This window comes from Nonomuraea sp. NPDC003754 (genome assembly GCF_053605785.1).
The window spans coordinates 281952-297216 of sequence record NZ_JBSGJX010000001.1 but is presented as its reverse complement, the minus strand read 5'-3'; the positions used below and the strand labels follow the sequence as shown (position 1 = coordinate 297216).

The window sequence follows — 15265 nt, the reverse complement described above, 5'->3', positions numbered from 1 at the left end:
GATATGTTTCCTTCCGTGAAGTCGCTTGCTCATGGACCATCCCCGCAAGGCCCGATGCAGCAGGGCGCTCTCGCGCAGATCCCCGCGCCGATGCCGGCCTTGTGCCACGTCACAATCGTCGGCCCGCGCAAGAGAGCCGATCTCGCGCTGCCCGCGGACATCCCGCTGCCGCACGTCCTGCCCGGCCTCCTCCGCGCGATGGACGAAGTGGGCGGCGAGGCCACGTCCGCCGCGGGATGGATGCTGCAGCGCCTCGGCGGCGCGCCGCTCGACATCGGCCAGAGCCTCGGCGCCCTCGGCGTCCTCGACGGCGAGGTGCTCTACCTCAGGCCGCGCGACGCCGTCCTGCCGCCGGCCCTCTACGACGACGTCGCCGACGTGGTCGCGGGCGGGGTCAAGGAGGGGGCGGGCAAGTGGACGCCCGACCACACCCGCCTGGCGGGCACCAGCGCCGCGTGCGGGCTGCTGGTCATGGGGGCGCTCGCCCTCTACGCGGCCGGTCCGCCGTGGACGATCAGGGCGATCGTCGCGGGCGTGCTGGCGCTGCTGCTCCTGGTGACGGGTGCGGTCATGTCGCGCGCGATCGGCGACTCGAAGGTGGGCGCGCCGATCGGATGGGCGGCGCTGCCGTACGGGTTCCTGGCGGGCCTGCTGGCCCCCGGCGGCGCCGGCTTCTCCGCGCCCAACCTGCTCGCCGCCTTCGCCTGCACGGCGCTGGTGGCCGCCTTCGGCGGCGCGCTGACCGCCGACGGCCAGTCCGGATTCCTCGGTACGGCCATCGCCTCGGTCACCGGGGCGGCGGGCGCGGCGGTCGTCATGATCTGGGGCACCTCGCCCGCGGGCGTGGCGGCGGTGTCGGCGACCGTCCTGCTGGCCTTCACCCCGCTCATCCCCACGCTGTCCTTCCGGATGGCGAAGCTGCCGCTGCCGAACATGCCGACGACCGCGGAGGAACTGCGCAACGACAACCAGCTTCTCGACGCCACGCAGGTCAAGGAGCGCACCGCCAAGGCGCAGTCCTTCGTGACCAGCCTGATCGCCGCGGCGTGCCTGGTGGCGATGGGCGCGCTGTTCCTGCTGGTCATGGAGGGCGGGTGGGCCGCGAGGGTCATGGTCGTGGTGCTCGCGCTGACCCTGATCATGCGGGCGCGGGTCTTCCACGGGCTGGGCCAGCGGATCTGGCTGCTCGTGTCAGGACTGGCCGGGCTCGCGGCACTGGGGTTGTCCGTGAGCGCCGGCATGGGCGACATCGCGGCCGTCGCCGTGGGCGTCGGGCTGCTGTGGGTCGCGCTCGTCGCGGCCGGACTCGGGACCTGGCTGCCCACGGGCAAGCCCTCGCCGTTCTGGGGCCGCGCGGGCGACATCGTGGACCTCATGCTGATCGCGGCGCTGTTCCCGCTCGCGCTCGGCGTCCTCGACGTCTACACGTGGGTGCGCGGCCTCTCGGGCTGAGCGTTTCCATGATTGCGGAGTAAACCGGCAACCGATACGTTGCTGGACGTTTCCCCCTCCAGGACGGAGTAGCCAGTGCAGGACTTCGGGGACTTCGCGAACCTCGACATCGACAAGCTCCTCAAGACCGCCGACGAGCAGTTCGCGCGCGTCGAGGAGATGCAGAAGACCATGGGCGAGCTCGTGGGCCGGGCGCAGGACGAGGACGGCCTGGTCAGCGCGGAGTACACCAGCGCCGGCCTGACCGGGCTCGAACTGCACCCCAAGGCCATGCGGCTGAGCTCGGGCGAACTGGCGGAGAAGGTCAAGGCCGTCGTCCAGGACGCGACGGCCGACCTGCAGCGTCAGGTCAACGAGACGATGGGGGAGGTCTTCGGCGAGGACGAGAACCCCATGAAGTTCATCAACAACCCGGACGCCGCCCTGGAGCAGGTCAAGAACGCCGAGGCCGCCTACAACAGGACGTTCGAAGACGTAATGGGCGAACTCGACAAGATCCGCCGCCGCCTCGACCTCTAGAGCCGTGCGGGATGGGGGAACGACCAGGGTGTTGACGATCAGCTCGCGAAGGCGGACCTCAACACCCTTCTCGCCGCGTTCCGAGGGCCGGCGGGGTGCTATGCCTGCGCCGGTGCCTTCTCGTTCAGCTTCTTCTCCCAGTTCGCCTCAGGCAGATTGAACGTGGCCTCGCCGCCGCCGTGGGGATCGTTGACCTTGGTGTCGAGCTGTGCGGCATTCGCGATGTGCCACGCTTCACCGGCGGCGAAGATCGCTGCGGCTGCGGAGATCACAATCACTCTTTTGTTGAGTAGGTTGAGAGCGATTTGCTCCAGCGTCGCGTTGGCGAGCCAGCCCTTGATTCCGGCCGCCGCCGTCCCGACCCCGGGCAGCGCCTTGATGGCCAGCAACACCATGGCGATGGTGAGGGCAGTGGTTGCGAGGGTCAGCGCTGCGTAGGCCATGACCTTGCCCTCGAGGCTGGTCTGACCGACAGTGCCGGACCTGCTCGTGCAGATCGCCTTATCTCTTTCGGCGTCCTTGAGAAACGCCTCGACGTTCTTTTTGAACTCTTCCTTGTCCTCGCTGGTCCAGTCCGCAGGCGGCTTGGCGTTCAGGGCCTTCGTCAATGCCGCGGTGGCCGTGTCCAGCAGCTTGACGGTCTCGTCCCATTTCTCGGTCAGCGCCTTCTGCTTTTCAGGTTCGCAGGCCAATGTCTCGATGGCGCCAGGAAGGCCGAAAGCGGCCTTCGGATTCATCTTGATCGCCGCGTTTGCCGAGGATCTCGGGTTCGGCCCGAATTTCATGTTGATGAGGGCGGCGAACGTGGCGAGTGTCGCTGCTGTGTGATAGACGCTGAGATAGCCCATTGGCTCAGCCCTTCTTGTACTCGCTGGCGTTGTCGGCGCCCTCCCAGACCAGGCCGGACTTCTTCAACGCGGTGTTCCAACGGCCAAGGAGCTCGACGCCGGAGTTCGTGTATTTAGCCGCCGCGTCGCGCGAGCTGTCGTGCTGCATCCGCATGGGTGTGCCCGCGAGGCCGAAGGTCATGAGGTCGACATGATTGCCCTTGAGCATGTCGTGGACCTTCTTCATATGGGGAGCGGCTTCATTGATCACGATGTTGGCCACATTGTTGTAGTCCTCCTTGGAGACGACCTTGGTCTGGCCGTCCGAGCCCCCTTTGTTCTTGCCGTCGTCCTTGTTCTTGCCGTCGTCCTTGTTCTGGTTGCCGTTCTTCGGGTTGTCCTTCTTTCCGTCAGGGTTTCCCGTCCCTGGGGGGTTGCCGCTGGGCCCTCCGCCACCGCTGGGCCCTCCGCCGCCTCCGCTGGGGCCGCCGCCACCGCCACCCGGGATGTTCGGCGTCTCCGGGGCAGGGGTGTCCCCGGTACCGTCGCCTTCCCCGGGCTTTTCCTCGCCGGGCTTCTCTTCGCCCGGCTTTTCCTCACCGGGCTTCTCTTCGCCGGGCTTCTCTTCGCCGGGCTTCTCTTCGCCCGGCTTCTCTTCGCCCGGCTTCTCTTCGCCCGGCTTCTCTTCACCGGGCTTCTCTTCACCGGGCTTTTCCTCGCCCGGCTTTTCCTCGCCCGGCTTCTCTTCGCCCGGCTTCTCTTCGCCTGGTTTGTTGTCGCCGGGCTTGTCGCCGCCCGGGTTCATGGGGTCTCCGCCGGGGTTGGTCGGGTCGCCGGTCCCGTTGTCACCGGGGGTCTCGCCCGGCTGCTGGTCCGAGCCGTCGCCGCCGGAGTTCCCCTGGTCGGAGTCGTTCTGTCCTGAGCCGTCGCCGTTGCCGTCGCCGTCGTTGCCGTCCTGGTCGCCCTGGCCGTCGGAGCCGGTGTCCGGGTCGTCGATGTCGTCCAGGCCGCCCTCGAGATCGGCAGGGTCGGCGTCGCCGCTGCCCTCGACGTAGCCGTCGTCCCCGGACAGGTCGGCGCCGGCGTCGTCGGTGGCCGGGTCCCACGCGGGATCTCCCTCGGCCGCCTCGGGCTCGACGAGCCCCGGCTCGGTGTCCTCCGGCTCGCCCGGGTCGACGGCGCCGGAGTCGGTGGCCTCGCCCGAGCCGTCGGGCTGACCGGACGGGCCGGACTGGGCGGGATCGCTGGAGGCCAGTTCCGTCTCGGCCGCGCTCGACCCTTCCAGGTCGGCCGGCGCGGCGGGCCCCGTGACGGGCGCGCCGCTCGTGTCGACGGGCGACGAGGGCGCCGGTTCGCCGAACGCTATGGTTGCACCGCTCGCGCCCCGCGCGTCGTCGATGTCCCGTAAGCGATCAGGCTCGGCGGCCAGCCCCCAGTTCAGAAGGCTGTCCATGCTGCGTTGTTCGCTCACCCGGCCTCCGTCCCCCGGCTTTCAGTGATCCGAAACAGTAGCTCAAGTCGGGGCACTCCGGGCAGGCGGAGGGGCCGATCGTCCTTTTCGTTGACTCCGAATCGACAGCCGGGGTCAATGGCCCGCAATCCACCTACCTGCGCGTTTGCCGCCGAGCCGCCGTGTCGTTATCGAGCTGTGATCTGCATGCTTGTTAGTTATGTTGCGACGGGGGTCCTATGTGCCCTTTGATGTTGGATGCGGTGATCGCTCCCCGTCTCTTGACGGCTGAGGCCGTAAGGGGGGTGGCACTGCTCTTGCACAGGGCCACACGGCACAGGAGGTACCAGTGGCGGACATCGACTTCTATCAGGCGAGCAAAAGCCAGCTCGTTCGGGCCAGGGACCTCGTGGTCGCCGCGCACGAGGAGATGGAGGGCCTGCGCCAGGCCGTCATCATGACGGGCGAGAACCTCGCGACCGGCTGGGCGGGCAAGGCGGCGCAGACGTTCGGCCAGGCCATGATCGGCTGGGACGACAACATGATTCTCGTCCGCGACGACCTCTTCACCGTCGCCGAGAGGCTCGGCGCGAACGCCGAGACCTACCAGAAGGCGGACGACGAAGCCGACGGCGCGAACTTCGTCCAGGGTCTCATCAACCGCTAGGAGATCATCATGCCTCAGCACAACGATGTCGGCGCGCACGGCGCAAGCGACCGCGTCAAGGTCAACTTCGGGACGATGGACGTCGTCACCGGTGACCTCACGGCGATGGTGAACAGGTTCGAGCAGATCACCACCGACCTGCTGCGCGATCTCGCGCTGGTCCTCGGCACCGGCGACGGCCAGGACGAGAAGGGCGACGTCAACGCCTGGTCCGGTGGCGCGAAGACCTTCTTCGAGGAGAAGAAGGTCAAGTGGAACCAGCAGGCCGAGCAGATGCGCAACGAACTGCTCGCCGCCAAGAACCACGTCAACCAGGCCAGCGAGAACTACCAGATCGCCGAGCGCCACAACAAGGCCATGTGGTCGCAGTACTGAGGCCGGTCGACTCACCGGTCACCGCTTTCGGGTGGTGGCCGGATTTGTCGTCGTCATGAGGATGGAAGGGCATCATGGCAGGACCTGACGGCGGGTGGCCGGGTCTCAAGGGTGACGAGAACACCGTCGAGTTCAGCGTCGAGCGGATGCGCGCGATCGCCAAGGAGATGCGCGGCATCCTCACGGTCATGAACGGCAGGGGCATGGGCGGCCCGGCCAACCCCGGCGACCGGTACATGACCGGCGCCCTGGAGAGCGTTCAGGGGCACGCCAGGATCAGCCACAACGAGATCGGCAGCTGGTCCACGGCGAGCAGGTTCGCCCACGCGGTCGGCTCGACCGACCCGGACCCCGGCGGCGTGGTCAGTCTCGAAGGCAATTCGCGCGGCTTCGAAGCGGTCTACGCGAAGTTCGTCTCGACGTTCGAGAAGGTCGTGCAGGCGCTCGAGGACCACGCGGTCGAGTACGAGAAGAGCAACGTCTTCAACGGCGGCTGACGTCCGCCAATTGGAAGGTGCAGGGTGGCCAGCGAGTCGAACACCTACACGATCAAGACCGGCGAGGCTCCCGAAGCCGGTCAGGTGACGGCGTCCGCGGACCAGATCAAGGTCTGGCTGGACAACACCGATTCCGCTGCCGTGGTCCGGGCCGCCGACGCCTACTCCAGCGCCGCCTCGATGATCGGGCTGGCGAGGGAGTCGCTGATGGCCGCGGCCAAGGGGCTCAGCGAGATGTGGGGCGGCCCCACCGCCGCGCTCTTCCAGGCCGGGCTGCACAAGCTCGACACCACGGGCGACGAGCTGGCCACCAAGATGAAGGCGGTCTCGACGGCGCTCAGCGACTACGGCGGCACGCACCTTCCCGACGCGGTCACCAAGGTGAACGCCATCGAGCCGCTGCCCGGCACGTCTTCGGGCAGCTCGGAGCCCGCGCCGACGCCCACGGTCACCACCACGCCCAGTCCGACGTCGAAGCCCTCGGCGACCGCCACGCCCAAGCCCTCGCCGGGCCCGACGCCGCTCCCGCCGGGCTCGGACCCGGTGGCGGAGGCCAAGGCCAGGCGGGACGAGAAGGCGCGGCAGATCCTGGAGGATCTGAACAAGCAGATCGTCTCCCTCTACGCCCAGGTGCCGGACGAGGTCTCCTACGACCTGGAGATCCCGGCCCCGCCCAGCGCGACCGACGGATACCAGTCCACCAGCTACACCTCCCGGGACCGGTACCAGCCCGCCTTCAGGGGCGGCACCCCCGACGCGCCGGCCTTCGAGGACGGCGACACGCGACCCGGCACGGGTGGCGGTGTCGACCGGCCCGGCACCGGCGGACCCGGGCAGGGCCCTGGCACGGGCTCCGGTGACGGTGACAGTGACGGTGACGGATCCACGCCGACGAACCCCGAGAAGCCGGGCACGCCCCCGGGTACCCCGCCGGGCACGCCGCCGGGCACCGGCACCCCGCCCGGAGGCGACCCGACCGTTCCCGGCGGCAACGGCGACCCCGGCACGGGGACGGGCCCGGGTGGCACGGGCAGGGGCGACGGCACCACGCCACCGGTGATCGGCCAGGACGACGGCTCCCGCCAGACGGAGACGGCCTCCTACAGGCCGCTCCAGACCCCCCCGACCACACCGTCGACCACGCCGACGACCACACCGACGCTGACCACGCCGACGACGCCGTACACCCAGATCCCGGCGACCACGCCGCCCACCATCTCCACCACGCCGGGGCTGCCGAACACCGTCGTCGGGCCGACGAACGGCGCGCCCGGCGTTCCCTCGGTGATCGGCGGCGGGACCCTCGGCGGGCAGAACGCGGTGACCTCGGCGGCCGCCCGCGCCGGCTACGGCACGGGCATGCCGCACCTGATGGGCGGCTTGGGGGGCACCATCGGCGGCGGTGGCGAGAACGAGGAGAACACACACACGACGAACCTGCGGGAGGACCGCAACCCGTGGGCTTCCTCGCATGACGTGACCACGGACCTCCTCGGCAGGACGGGCGAGGCCTGATGGCTTCCCCCACCGGCCAGTGGCCGGAGATGACGACCGTGGGCGCGGTGAACCAGTCGCCGTCCTCCGGCATCCGCTTCGTCAAGGATCAGCTGAAGCCGACGTCGGCCGGTCTGGAGGACAACGCGGAGACGGCCGACGCGCTGGCCACGCGGACGAGCAGCGTCAGCATCTACTACCCCATGGCGCTCATGGGCGTGAAGAGCGCCCATGAGCAGGCCCGCGACCAGGAGGCCGAGTCGGCCAGGGTCGCCGGCGAGGCGCTCAAGACGTGGCGCACCGCGCTCACGATGGCCGACGCCAACTACCGCAAGTCGGATGAAGACAGCCAGTTCAAGCCGCCTGGCATCACCCCGGCGGGGCTCGGTGACCTCGGCGGTCTCGGGAATCTGGGCGGCCTGGGCAACCTTGGCGGCGCCGGCCTGAACCCGGGCGGCATCAACACCCCCGGTCTCGACCGGCCGGACCTCCACACGCCCAAGCTGCCGCTCGACGACCCGAACCTCAAGACCCCCGATCTCAAGACCCCTGACCTCAAGACTCCCGATCTCAAGACCCCCGATCTCAAGACTCCGGACCTGAACAACCCGGATCTGAAGACGCCGGATCTCAGGACACCGGACCTCAACAGTCCCGACCTCAACCGGCCGGACCTCAAGACCCCGGACCTGAACAACCCGAACCTCAAGACCCCGGACCTGAACGACCCGCGGTCGACGGGCCTGGCGGACTACCAGCCGCCGAACCTGCAGACACCGAACCTGCGCACCCCTGAAGTCACGCCGACCACCTACACGGGCGACCCGACCGCGTCGTACGGCAGGACAGGCACGGGCATGGGGACGGGCACGGGTACCGGCACGGGGCCCGGCTCCGGCCTCGGTGGCGCGGGCGCCGGCCTGGGCGGCGCGCGTGGCCTCAACGGCGCGGGCGGCGCGCCGATGATGCCGATGATGCCGCCGATGGGCGCGGGCGGCGGCCAGGGCGACAACAAGGAAAGGGAAAGGGACACCTACGAGCTTCGCGAGGACGAGGGTGTCTGGATGGACCAGGACGGTATCGCGCCCCAGACGCTGACTCACGAGGTGTGACCATGGGACCCACTTTGACGCGCTACGTGACCGCGATCAGCATCATGGCGGGCGCCGCCTTGTGGATCAGGCGGCTGTGGGCGGGCGCGGTTCCCCTGGCGTTCGCGGCGTGCGCCGCGGACACCGAACCCATCGATGGTGGCGGGCGGGCGTACAAGTCCACGGAGAACGGCGGCGAGACGACGGAGATCGCCGCCGTGCGCGACGCGCTGGCCAAGTTCGAGAAGGACCTGCAGGAACGCGCCGAGTGGGAGGGCCCGGCCTGGGCCTCCTTCAAGCCGTACCTCGACGACTTCAAGAATGAATGGAACAAGAAGGGCGAACATCGCAACACCTTGGGCGAGGCGGTCGGCTCCCCCAAGGGGCTGATCGAGGCCGGCGCCTACCTCGCCGAGGTCACCTCTCTGGCCATGCTGTCTCTGGCCGTCTTCATGCGGGGGACGTGGGCGGCAGGCCCCGCGGGAGTGGTGGCGGGTGAGACGGCCGCGAGCACCGTGGGTCCGCAGATCGGCCGGATCTCCACCGGGGCGCTCAAGAAGATGACGCTCGTCGGCCTCGCCATCACCCCCATCGTGATGGCCGTCATGCAGCTCGGCCAGCAGCAGGCGGCGAAGTTCCAGGACATGAAGGCGATGCCCGCCTTCGACGCCCTCGGCCTGCAGTACGACAAGGCCTCGGGCCGCATCATGCCGAAGACGGTCGGCAACCAGACCTTGCCGGGGATGCCCCAGGGGTCGACGGGCCTGCCGGACACGTTCCCGGTCTGAGCACGGCGGGGCGGGCCTCAGCCGGGAATGGTGAGGACCTGCCCCACCCGCAGGACCGTCGGGTCGGGGCCGATCAGGTCGCGGTTGGCGTTGTAGATCTCCCGCCACCGGGAGCCGTCGCCCCACACCTTGTCGGCGACCTCCCACAGCGAGCCCTCGTTCACCGACCACCGGTCGACGGTGGGCCGCTCCCACGACGGCAGTTGCTCGGGCACGTCCGACGTGTGCAGCGGCCGCCACACCCGGAACACGGCCGTCGGCGTGAAGCCGAGCGCCTGCTTCTGCGCGTCGGGCCCCAGCTTGGCCAGCCACGGAAGCTTCGAGGTGGCCCAGTTGCGCGCCGCGACGAAGCTGCCGAAGGCCATGCCGGACTCGGCGACCGCCGTACCGCTCTTGGTCAGCGTGGCCGCCCAGGAGGCGGCCGAGCCGCCCTGGAACAGGCCCTTGCTGAACGGCCCTGCGATGGGCAGGAAGACGCCCGCGAGGGTGGCCGCCGTGGTGATGCGCCCTGCCTGCGCGAACGTGAGGGGGGAGAGGTTGAAGATGCTCTCGCCCTTCATTCCCTGCGCGGCCATCTGGGTGCCGATGACGCCGCCGTAGACCCAGGCGGAGGTCTTGGCGTAGGAGCTGAAGCTCGCCGAGGCCAGCTTGGTCATGACCTTGACGTCGAAGGGGCGCAGAGCGGCCGTCTTGAGCATGTTCCCGATCTTCGGCACGACGGTCAGCCGGCCGGCGAGCGGCAGCCTGGACAGGACCATTCCCGCGGCCTTGAGCAACCCAGAGAGCCGTTGCAACAGCGCGACCGCGGCCATGACCAGCCTGGTGGTCCTGAGGTAGGCCAGGTAGGCGGCCCAGAGGGAGGCGGCCAGCCGCAGCGCGAAGAACAGCGCCGCCCAGAGCACGGCCGTCCTGACCAGCTCGACGATGGCCTGCTTGGTCATCTTGGTGGCGGAGAGGACGGCCTCGAGAACCTCCGCGACGCCGACGCAGCTCTGCTTGAGGGCGGCGCGGGCCTTCGGGTCGACGACCTTGCCCCACGCCGTTCTGAACTGGTCGGCGGCCCCGCCCTGCCACTCCTGCACGATCTTGGCCACCGCCGGGTCGATCGCCTGGTGCAGGCGATCGAGGTCGCGGTCGAGCTGGCGGTGGGCGCCGGCGGCCCCCATCAGGCGGTCCTCGATGCGGTCGTCGAACATCCGGGGCAGCGCGTGCCACATGGCGGCCAGCGTGCTGAACAGCGGCCCGGGATTGAGCACCGTGCCCGGATCGAAGTCCCAGCCCCACGAGGCGGGGTTCCAGTTCCAGGTGAACGGGTTGACGCTGGGCTCTCGCGTCATCGGGGCGCCGCCTTCTCGTAGGCGTCCTCGGACCGGTCGAGCGCGACGGCGATGAACTGCAGCGCCTGAAGGAGGTCGGACAGGTAGGTGTCCACGCTCTCGTAGCGTCCCGGGTCGCCGACGTAGGCGTCGGCGACCTTCTCGGCGCCCGGGGCGAGCCCGAAGTCCTGCCGGGTCAGCGCGGCCGGTGCGAAGGCGTGCCGCATCGCGGCGACGTCGTCCACCTGATCGGCACACACCCGCATGGCCCTGCGGAGCGAATCCGGCAGGTAGGTGAACCCTTGTGAATCCTGCCCCACAAACACTCCTTATCCGTTTTACGGGGGAGGATAGGAACTCGAGTTAACGGTGGTGAAATATTCGGTGTCAGATTTGAGGAGTTGTTGAGCATGCGGATCCTGCTCGTCGAGGACGACGACAGGTTCGCCGACGCGCTCGCGACCGCGTTACGGCGGCACGGACACCATGTCGAGCGGGCCCGTTCGGCCGCCGAGGCGCAGGCCGCGGCGGAGGACGCGGCGCGGGAGCTCGTCCTGCTCGACCTCGGACTGCCCGATCTGGACGGGGTGGACCTCCTGCGCCGCCTGCGCGCCGACTCGCAGATCGGGATCATCGTGGTCACGGCGCGGGGCGAGGAGGCGCAGCGGGTGCGCGGCCTGCGCGCCGGGGCCGACGACTACATCGTCAAACCGTTCGGCGTGGCCGAGCTGGAGGCGCGGATGGAGGCGGTCATGCGCAGGGTGCGCAGCCACCGCCCCACCGCGCGCGGCACCAGCACGTACGGCCCGCTCGACGTGGACGAGGTAGGCCGCGCGGTCAGGGTGAACGGCGTCGACGTCCGCCTCACCCGCAAGGAGTTCGACCTGCTGAACGCCCTGGTCCGCGCCGACGGCGCGGTGATCGGCAGGGACGGCCTGCTGGCCGAGGTCTGGCAGACCACCTGGCAGGGCGGGGCGCGCACGCTCGAGGTCCACATCGCCAGCCTGCGCGCCAAGCTCGGCGACCCCGGCCTGATCGAGACCGTTCGCGGCATGGGCTACCGCATGCGAACGCTGTGACATGCGCCGCCGCCTGCTGATCAGCTACATGTCGCTGCTGGCGCTGTCGCTGGCCGTCCTCATGGTGCCGCTGGCGGTCAACCTGGCCGTGCGCGAGACGCACGAGTCGTTCATCGAGCAGCAGGGCGACACCCAGCGCTTCGCCTCGCAGGCCGACCCGGCGCTCGGCCCGGCCAAGAACGTGGGGCTACGGGCCGAGCTGATCCGCTACCACGAGCTGTTCGGCATCGGCGCCGCCGTCCTCGACGCGGAGGGCAAGATCGTCGCGGTGGCCCCGCCGACGCTGTCGCTCGGCGCGGCGCGCAGGCCCGTCGAGCGGGCCCTGTCGGCCGATCAGCGGCCCCCCGAGACGATCTGGCCGTGGCAGGCCGCCGACCTCGTCGTCGCGGTTCCGGTGATCCAGGAGGGCGAGGTGGTCGGCGCCGCGGTGACGATCGCGCCCACCGGCACGCTGCGCGCGCGGATCGCCGGTACCTGGGTGGTCCTGTTCGCCGGCTACCTGCTCGCCCTGGCGCTGACCTGGCTGGCAGCCAGACGGCTGGCCCGATGGACGCTCCGCCCGGTGCTCGAGCTCGACGCCGTCACCCACGACATCATCCACGGACGGCTGACCGCCAGGGTCGCCAGGATGGACGGACCACCGGAACTGCGGCGCCTGGCACGCTCGTTCAACCGCATGGCCGACACCGTCACGGACCTGCTCGAACGCCAGCAGGCCTTCGTCTCGGACGCCAGCCACCAGCTGCGCACCCCGCTGGGCGTGCTGCGGCTGCGCGTGGAGAACCTGGCCGACCACCTGAACGAGAGCGGGCTGCGCGAGCACGCGCTCACGGTGGAGGAGACCGACCGCCTCACCCGCATCCTGGAGGGGCTGCTGGCGCTGGCCACGGCGGAGCGCCACGACGGCCCCGGGCAGGTCGAGGTCGACGCGGAGGAGGTCGTGGACGGGCGTGTGGCGGCATGGCAGGGCCAGGGCGCGGTGCTGCGCCGTACGGGCGGGCTGGACGCGCCGGTCCTCGCGCTGCCCGAGGCGCTGGACCAGATCCTCGACGCGTTGATCGACAACGCGCTCAAGTTCGGCGCCCGCACGGTCACCGTCCACCTGGAGCGGGTGGCGGGACAGGCCGTGATCCGCGTGATGGACGACGGGCCCGGACTGCCGGAGGAGGAGCTCGCGCGGGCCACGGAGCGGTTCTGGCGCTCGGCCAGGCACCAGAACGTGGACGGCACGGGCCTCGGCCTGTCGATCGTCAACGTGCTGGCCGGTGCCTCGGGTGGCTGCGTCGAACTGCTGGCCCGCGAGCCCACGGGCCTGGAGGTCAGGATCTGCTTTCCCGGTAGTAGCGGATCGCGCCCTGATGCAGCGGCACGGGATGGGTGGCGAAAGCGGACCTGACGTTGAGCCTGCGCGCCTCCGGGTGTGCCCGCTCGAGCGCGTCCCTGTCGCTGAACAGCAGGCGCGTCAGGTCGTAGGCGAGGTCCTCGGCCATGCCCCGCCGGACGACCAGGTAGTCGGGCACGCCGATCGAGCCGCAGGCGGGCAGGCCGTACGTGGAGGCGGGGATGGTGCGCGGGCTGTAGAACTCGCCGTGCCTGCGCCGCATCGGCTCGGCGTGGTCGCGCAGGTCCACCAGGCGGACCAGCCGGCGCGCGGCCAGCTGGCTGATCGTCTGGGTGGGCAGCCCGCCGGAGAAGAAGAAGGCGTCGATCGACCCCGACGCCAGCGCCGCGGCCGACGATGCCAGGTCGAGCCGGTCGACCGCGCGTGGCCTGACCCTGGCGAGGGACAGCAGCCGCCTGGCGATGATCTCGGTGCCCGAGCCGGCGGCCCCGCACGAGACCCGCCGTCCGCGCAGGCCGGCGAGCGCCACGATGCCCGAGCCCGTACGCACCACCAGATGGAGGTAGTTGTCGTACAGCCTGGCCAGCGCGCGCACCGGCTGCGGCGCCTCGAACGGCGGCTCGCCGGTGACGGCGAGCGCGGCCGAGTCGGCCAGCGTGAAGGCCACGTCGGCCTGGCCGGCGGACACGAGCCTGAGGTTGTCCAGCGACGCGCCCGTGGCGATCACCTTCGGCCGCAGGCCGGAGCCCTCCGCGGCGATCGCCGAGGCCAGGCCCTCGCCGTAGTCGAAGTACACGCCGCCGCGCTGGCCCGTGGCGATCACCAGCGGCGTCGTCCCGTGCCCGCCCGCGCAGCCGGCCGGCGCGCCGAGCGGGGCCGCGAGCAGGGCGGCCAGCACCGCCCTGCGGCTACTGCCCGACCGCAACGGGGTTCAGCGCCTTGGCCGGATCGAGCGTCGGGCCGGGCGGGATGGCGTGGAGCAGATGGGTCGGTACCGGGGTCACGTCGGCGGCGTCGTAGCCGAGCTTGCCCACCAGGTCGCCCGACTGCAGCGGGAACTTGCGGCCCTGGTCGGTGATGAGCTCGTAGGTGTTGATCGCGGCCTGCTGGTTCTCTCCCGGCAGCAGCCCGGCCAGCGCGGCTCCGCCCGCAGGGAGGATCACCTGGTCGAAGTACTGCTCGCTGCCCGTCACCGCGGGCGGCTTGATGGTGATGGTGCTGCCGATCGTCAGCTTGGCCTTGACCGAGCCCTTGGCGGTGTCGGAGTAGACCGCGCACAGCGGCGACGTGCCCGGCACCGTGACGACCTTGGGGAGGGTTTGCGGCAGGCCGTTGCTCGTCCAGTTCTTCGTCGCCGACAGCCTGCTGTTGGCGGTGGCCGCGTCGATCTCGCGCTCGACGGCCCTGCCGCCGGGGTAGGCCGCCTTGATCCTGGTGTCCTGGAGGAACAGGCTCGCCTGGGTCTGGCTGATGGGCGCCAGGCCGTCGGACAGCAGGACGAACCACCGGTCGGGGCTGCCCGCGACGCCGGACGTGGTGAAGATCTGGCCGATCCTCGCGGTGCGCCCGTCCGGGCCCTTCGTCCGCCTGCCCAGGCCGTCGACGGCCGGCGCGCGGAAGTCGGGGCCGTCGGGGATGGCGTTCAGCCAGGAGGCCGGCACCTTCCGGGTGGCGCTCGCGCCCAGCGCCTGCAGGCCCTCGGGCCCCACCCGCATCTTCTGGTCGTTGAAGATCACGTATGCGGTCGGCCGGCCGGTGCGCCGGGCCTCGACCACCACCATGGCGTCCGACCCGACCGGCCTTCCGCCCACCGGGATGCCGCCCAGCAGCGACACGAACTGCTTGCGGTCGCTCGACAGCGTGGGGTTGTCCATGACACAGGCCGACCACGGCCCCTTGACCAGCTTGTCCTTGGCCGGCAGGGAGTCGGGCAGGCCAGGGATGCCGACCATCGGGCCGCGCTCGAACGTCGCCAGCGAGGCGGCCTTCACGCTGCGCACCTGGACGTCCGTGCTGTCGAGCAGCAGCCGCGCGGAGACGTAGTTGGCGACGGGCAGCAACCTGCCCTGCTGCTGGCTGTAGACGAACGTGGCGCCGCTGTCCTCCTCGACGAGCAACTGCCCCGGGTCGGTGAGGTTGGTGGCGTGGCCCGGCTTGATCAGACCCCAGATCCCGAACCCGGCGACGACCAGCACCCCGATGAGCACGCCGCAGAACATCGCCACGTTCTGCCTGCGCATCGGCGACTCGGGGACGTCCGGTTCGGCCTGCAGGAGGGCCATGCCCATGCGCTGCATCATCAGCCGGTGGGCCTGGTAGAGATCCTTTCGGGTCTGCATGGAGGCCAGCATAGGAGGCTATGTCCAAG

The 15265-nt window shown here is 70.2% G+C and carries 16 protein-coding genes; 10 read left to right on the top strand and 6 right to left on the bottom strand.

The window, feature by feature from the left end; translation table 11 throughout:
• Positions 1 to 15 precede the first annotated feature (15 nt).
• Positions 16 to 1452 (top strand): type VII secretion integral membrane protein EccD, encoded by a 1437-nt coding sequence (eccD, locus tag ACWEVS_RS01365; protein ID WP_449920175.1) that lies wholly within the window; start codon positions 16 to 18, stop codon positions 1450 to 1452.
• Between the two features lie 75 nt (positions 1453 to 1527).
• Positions 1528 to 1971 (top strand): YbaB/EbfC family nucleoid-associated protein, encoded by a 444-nt coding sequence (locus ACWEVS_RS01360; protein WP_354906168.1) that lies wholly within the window; start codon positions 1528 to 1530, stop codon positions 1969 to 1971.
• Positions 1972 to 2069: 98 nt separating this feature from the next.
• On the opposite strand, the gene ACWEVS_RS01355 is transcribed toward ACWEVS_RS01360, so the two are convergent.
• Both ACWEVS_RS01355 and ACWEVS_RS01350 read right to left on the bottom strand, forming a co-directional pair.
• Positions 2070 to 2819 carry a hypothetical protein gene (locus tag ACWEVS_RS01355; RefSeq protein ID WP_449920177.1) on the bottom strand — a complete coding sequence of 250 codons (750 nt, stop codon included), beginning with the start codon at positions 2817 to 2819 and terminating at the stop codon, positions 2070 to 2072.
• Between the two features lie 4 nt (positions 2820 to 2823).
• Complete coding sequence (locus ACWEVS_RS01350) at positions 2824 to 4269, bottom strand: hypothetical protein (RefSeq protein ID WP_452549397.1); 1446 nt, start codon at positions 4267 to 4269, stop codon at positions 2824 to 2826.
• A gap of 328 nt (positions 4270 to 4597) precedes the next feature.
• Between ACWEVS_RS01350 and ACWEVS_RS01345 the strand changes: the two genes are divergently transcribed.
• The 6 genes from ACWEVS_RS01345 (at position 4598) to ACWEVS_RS01320 (ending at position 9160) form a co-directional block, all read left to right on the top strand.
• A complete protein-coding gene (locus tag ACWEVS_RS01345; protein WP_449920180.1) occupies positions 4598 to 4915 on the top strand; it encodes a WXG100 family type VII secretion target in 318 nt (105 codons plus the stop codon).
• A gap of 9 nt (positions 4916 to 4924) precedes the next feature.
• Positions 4925 to 5290: a WXG100 family type VII secretion target gene (locus tag ACWEVS_RS01340; protein ID WP_452417178.1), complete on the top strand. Its 366-nt coding sequence runs from the start codon at positions 4925 to 4927 to the stop codon at positions 5288 to 5290.
• A gap of 74 nt (positions 5291 to 5364) precedes the next feature.
• Positions 5365 to 5787 carry a hypothetical protein gene (locus ACWEVS_RS01335; RefSeq protein ID WP_449920185.1) on the top strand — a complete coding sequence of 141 codons (423 nt, stop codon included), beginning with the start codon at positions 5365 to 5367 and terminating at the stop codon, positions 5785 to 5787.
• A 24-nt stretch (positions 5788 to 5811) separates the two neighbouring features.
• Positions 5812 to 7302: a hypothetical protein gene (locus tag ACWEVS_RS01330; RefSeq protein WP_452549395.1), complete on the top strand. Its 1491-nt coding sequence runs from the start codon at positions 5812 to 5814 to the stop codon at positions 7300 to 7302.
• The gene (locus tag ACWEVS_RS01325) at positions 7302 to 8393 is read left to right on the top strand and encodes a hypothetical protein (protein ID WP_452549393.1); all 1092 of its coding nucleotides are present in this window, start codon (positions 7302 to 7304) and stop codon (positions 8391 to 8393) included. Before ACWEVS_RS01330 ends, ACWEVS_RS01325 begins: the two co-directional genes overlap by 1 nt.
• A gap of 2 nt (positions 8394 to 8395) precedes the next feature.
• Entirely contained in the window at positions 8396 to 9160 is a 765-nt protein-coding gene (locus ACWEVS_RS01320) for a hypothetical protein (protein WP_449920193.1), read from the top strand.
• Between the two features lie 17 nt (positions 9161 to 9177).
• On the opposite strand, the gene ACWEVS_RS01315 is transcribed toward ACWEVS_RS01320, so the two are convergent.
• Together ACWEVS_RS01315 and ACWEVS_RS01310 are read right to left on the bottom strand one after the other, a co-directional pair.
• Positions 9178 to 10497, bottom strand: a complete 1320-nt coding sequence (locus tag ACWEVS_RS01315) for a LysM peptidoglycan-binding domain-containing protein (protein ID WP_449920195.1) — start codon at positions 10495 to 10497, stop codon at positions 9178 to 9180.
• Positions 10494 to 10796, bottom strand: a complete 303-nt coding sequence (locus ACWEVS_RS01310; RefSeq protein ID WP_452417174.1) for a hypothetical protein — start codon at positions 10794 to 10796, stop codon at positions 10494 to 10496. Before ACWEVS_RS01310 ends, ACWEVS_RS01315 begins: the two co-directional genes overlap by 4 nt.
• Before the next feature lie 90 nt (positions 10797 to 10886).
• Here ACWEVS_RS01310 and ACWEVS_RS01305 point away from each other — a divergent pair, with 90 nt between their 5' ends.
• Complete coding sequence (locus tag ACWEVS_RS01305; RefSeq protein ID WP_449920199.1) at positions 10887 to 11555, top strand: response regulator transcription factor; 669 nt, start codon at positions 10887 to 10889, stop codon at positions 11553 to 11555.
• A gap of 1 nt (position 11556) precedes the next feature.
• On the top strand, positions 11557 to 12951 hold the full coding sequence (locus tag ACWEVS_RS01300) for a sensor histidine kinase (RefSeq protein ID WP_452549391.1): 1395 nt from the start codon (positions 11557 to 11559) through the stop codon (positions 12949 to 12951).
• Here the strand turns inward: ACWEVS_RS01300 and ACWEVS_RS01295 are convergent.
• Positions 12875 to 13822 carry a TAXI family TRAP transporter solute-binding subunit gene (locus ACWEVS_RS01295; RefSeq protein WP_452549389.1) on the bottom strand — a complete coding sequence of 316 codons (948 nt, stop codon included), beginning with the start codon at positions 13820 to 13822 and terminating at the stop codon, positions 12875 to 12877. The genes ACWEVS_RS01300 and ACWEVS_RS01295 overlap by 77 nt on opposite strands.
• Complete coding sequence (gene eccB, locus ACWEVS_RS01290) at positions 13806 to 15236, bottom strand: type VII secretion protein EccB (protein ID WP_452417172.1); 1431 nt, start codon at positions 15234 to 15236, stop codon at positions 13806 to 13808. The genes ACWEVS_RS01295 and eccB overlap by 17 nt, the downstream gene beginning before the upstream one ends.
• Between the last annotated feature and the right edge of the window lie 29 nt (positions 15237 to 15265).

Coding starts and splice junctions, on each gene's coding strand:
- ACWEVS_RS01355 (WP_449920177.1), bottom strand. CDS start 2,819: ATGGGCTATCTCAGCGTCTATCACACAGCAGCGACACTCGCCACGTTC.
- ACWEVS_RS01340 (WP_452417178.1), top strand. CDS start 4,925: ATGCCTCAGCACAACGATGTCGGCGCGCACGGCGCAAGCGACCGCGTC.
- ACWEVS_RS01335 (WP_449920185.1), top strand. CDS start 5,365: ATGGCAGGACCTGACGGCGGGTGGCCGGGTCTCAAGGGTGACGAGAAC.
- ACWEVS_RS01325 (WP_452549393.1), top strand. CDS start 7,302: ATGGCTTCCCCCACCGGCCAGTGGCCGGAGATGACGACCGTGGGCGCG.
- ACWEVS_RS01320 (WP_449920193.1), top strand. CDS start 8,396: ATGGGACCCACTTTGACGCGCTACGTGACCGCGATCAGCATCATGGCG.
- ACWEVS_RS01315 (WP_449920195.1), bottom strand. CDS start 10,497: ATGACGCGAGAGCCCAGCGTCAACCCGTTCACCTGGAACTGGAACCCC.
- ACWEVS_RS01305 (WP_449920199.1), top strand. CDS start 10,887: ATGCGGATCCTGCTCGTCGAGGACGACGACAGGTTCGCCGACGCGCTC.
- ACWEVS_RS01300 (WP_452549391.1), top strand. CDS start 11,557: ATGCGCCGCCGCCTGCTGATCAGCTACATGTCGCTGCTGGCGCTGTCG.
- eccB (WP_452417172.1), bottom strand. CDS start 15,236: ATGCAGACCCGAAAGGATCTCTACCAGGCCCACCGGCTGATGATGCAG.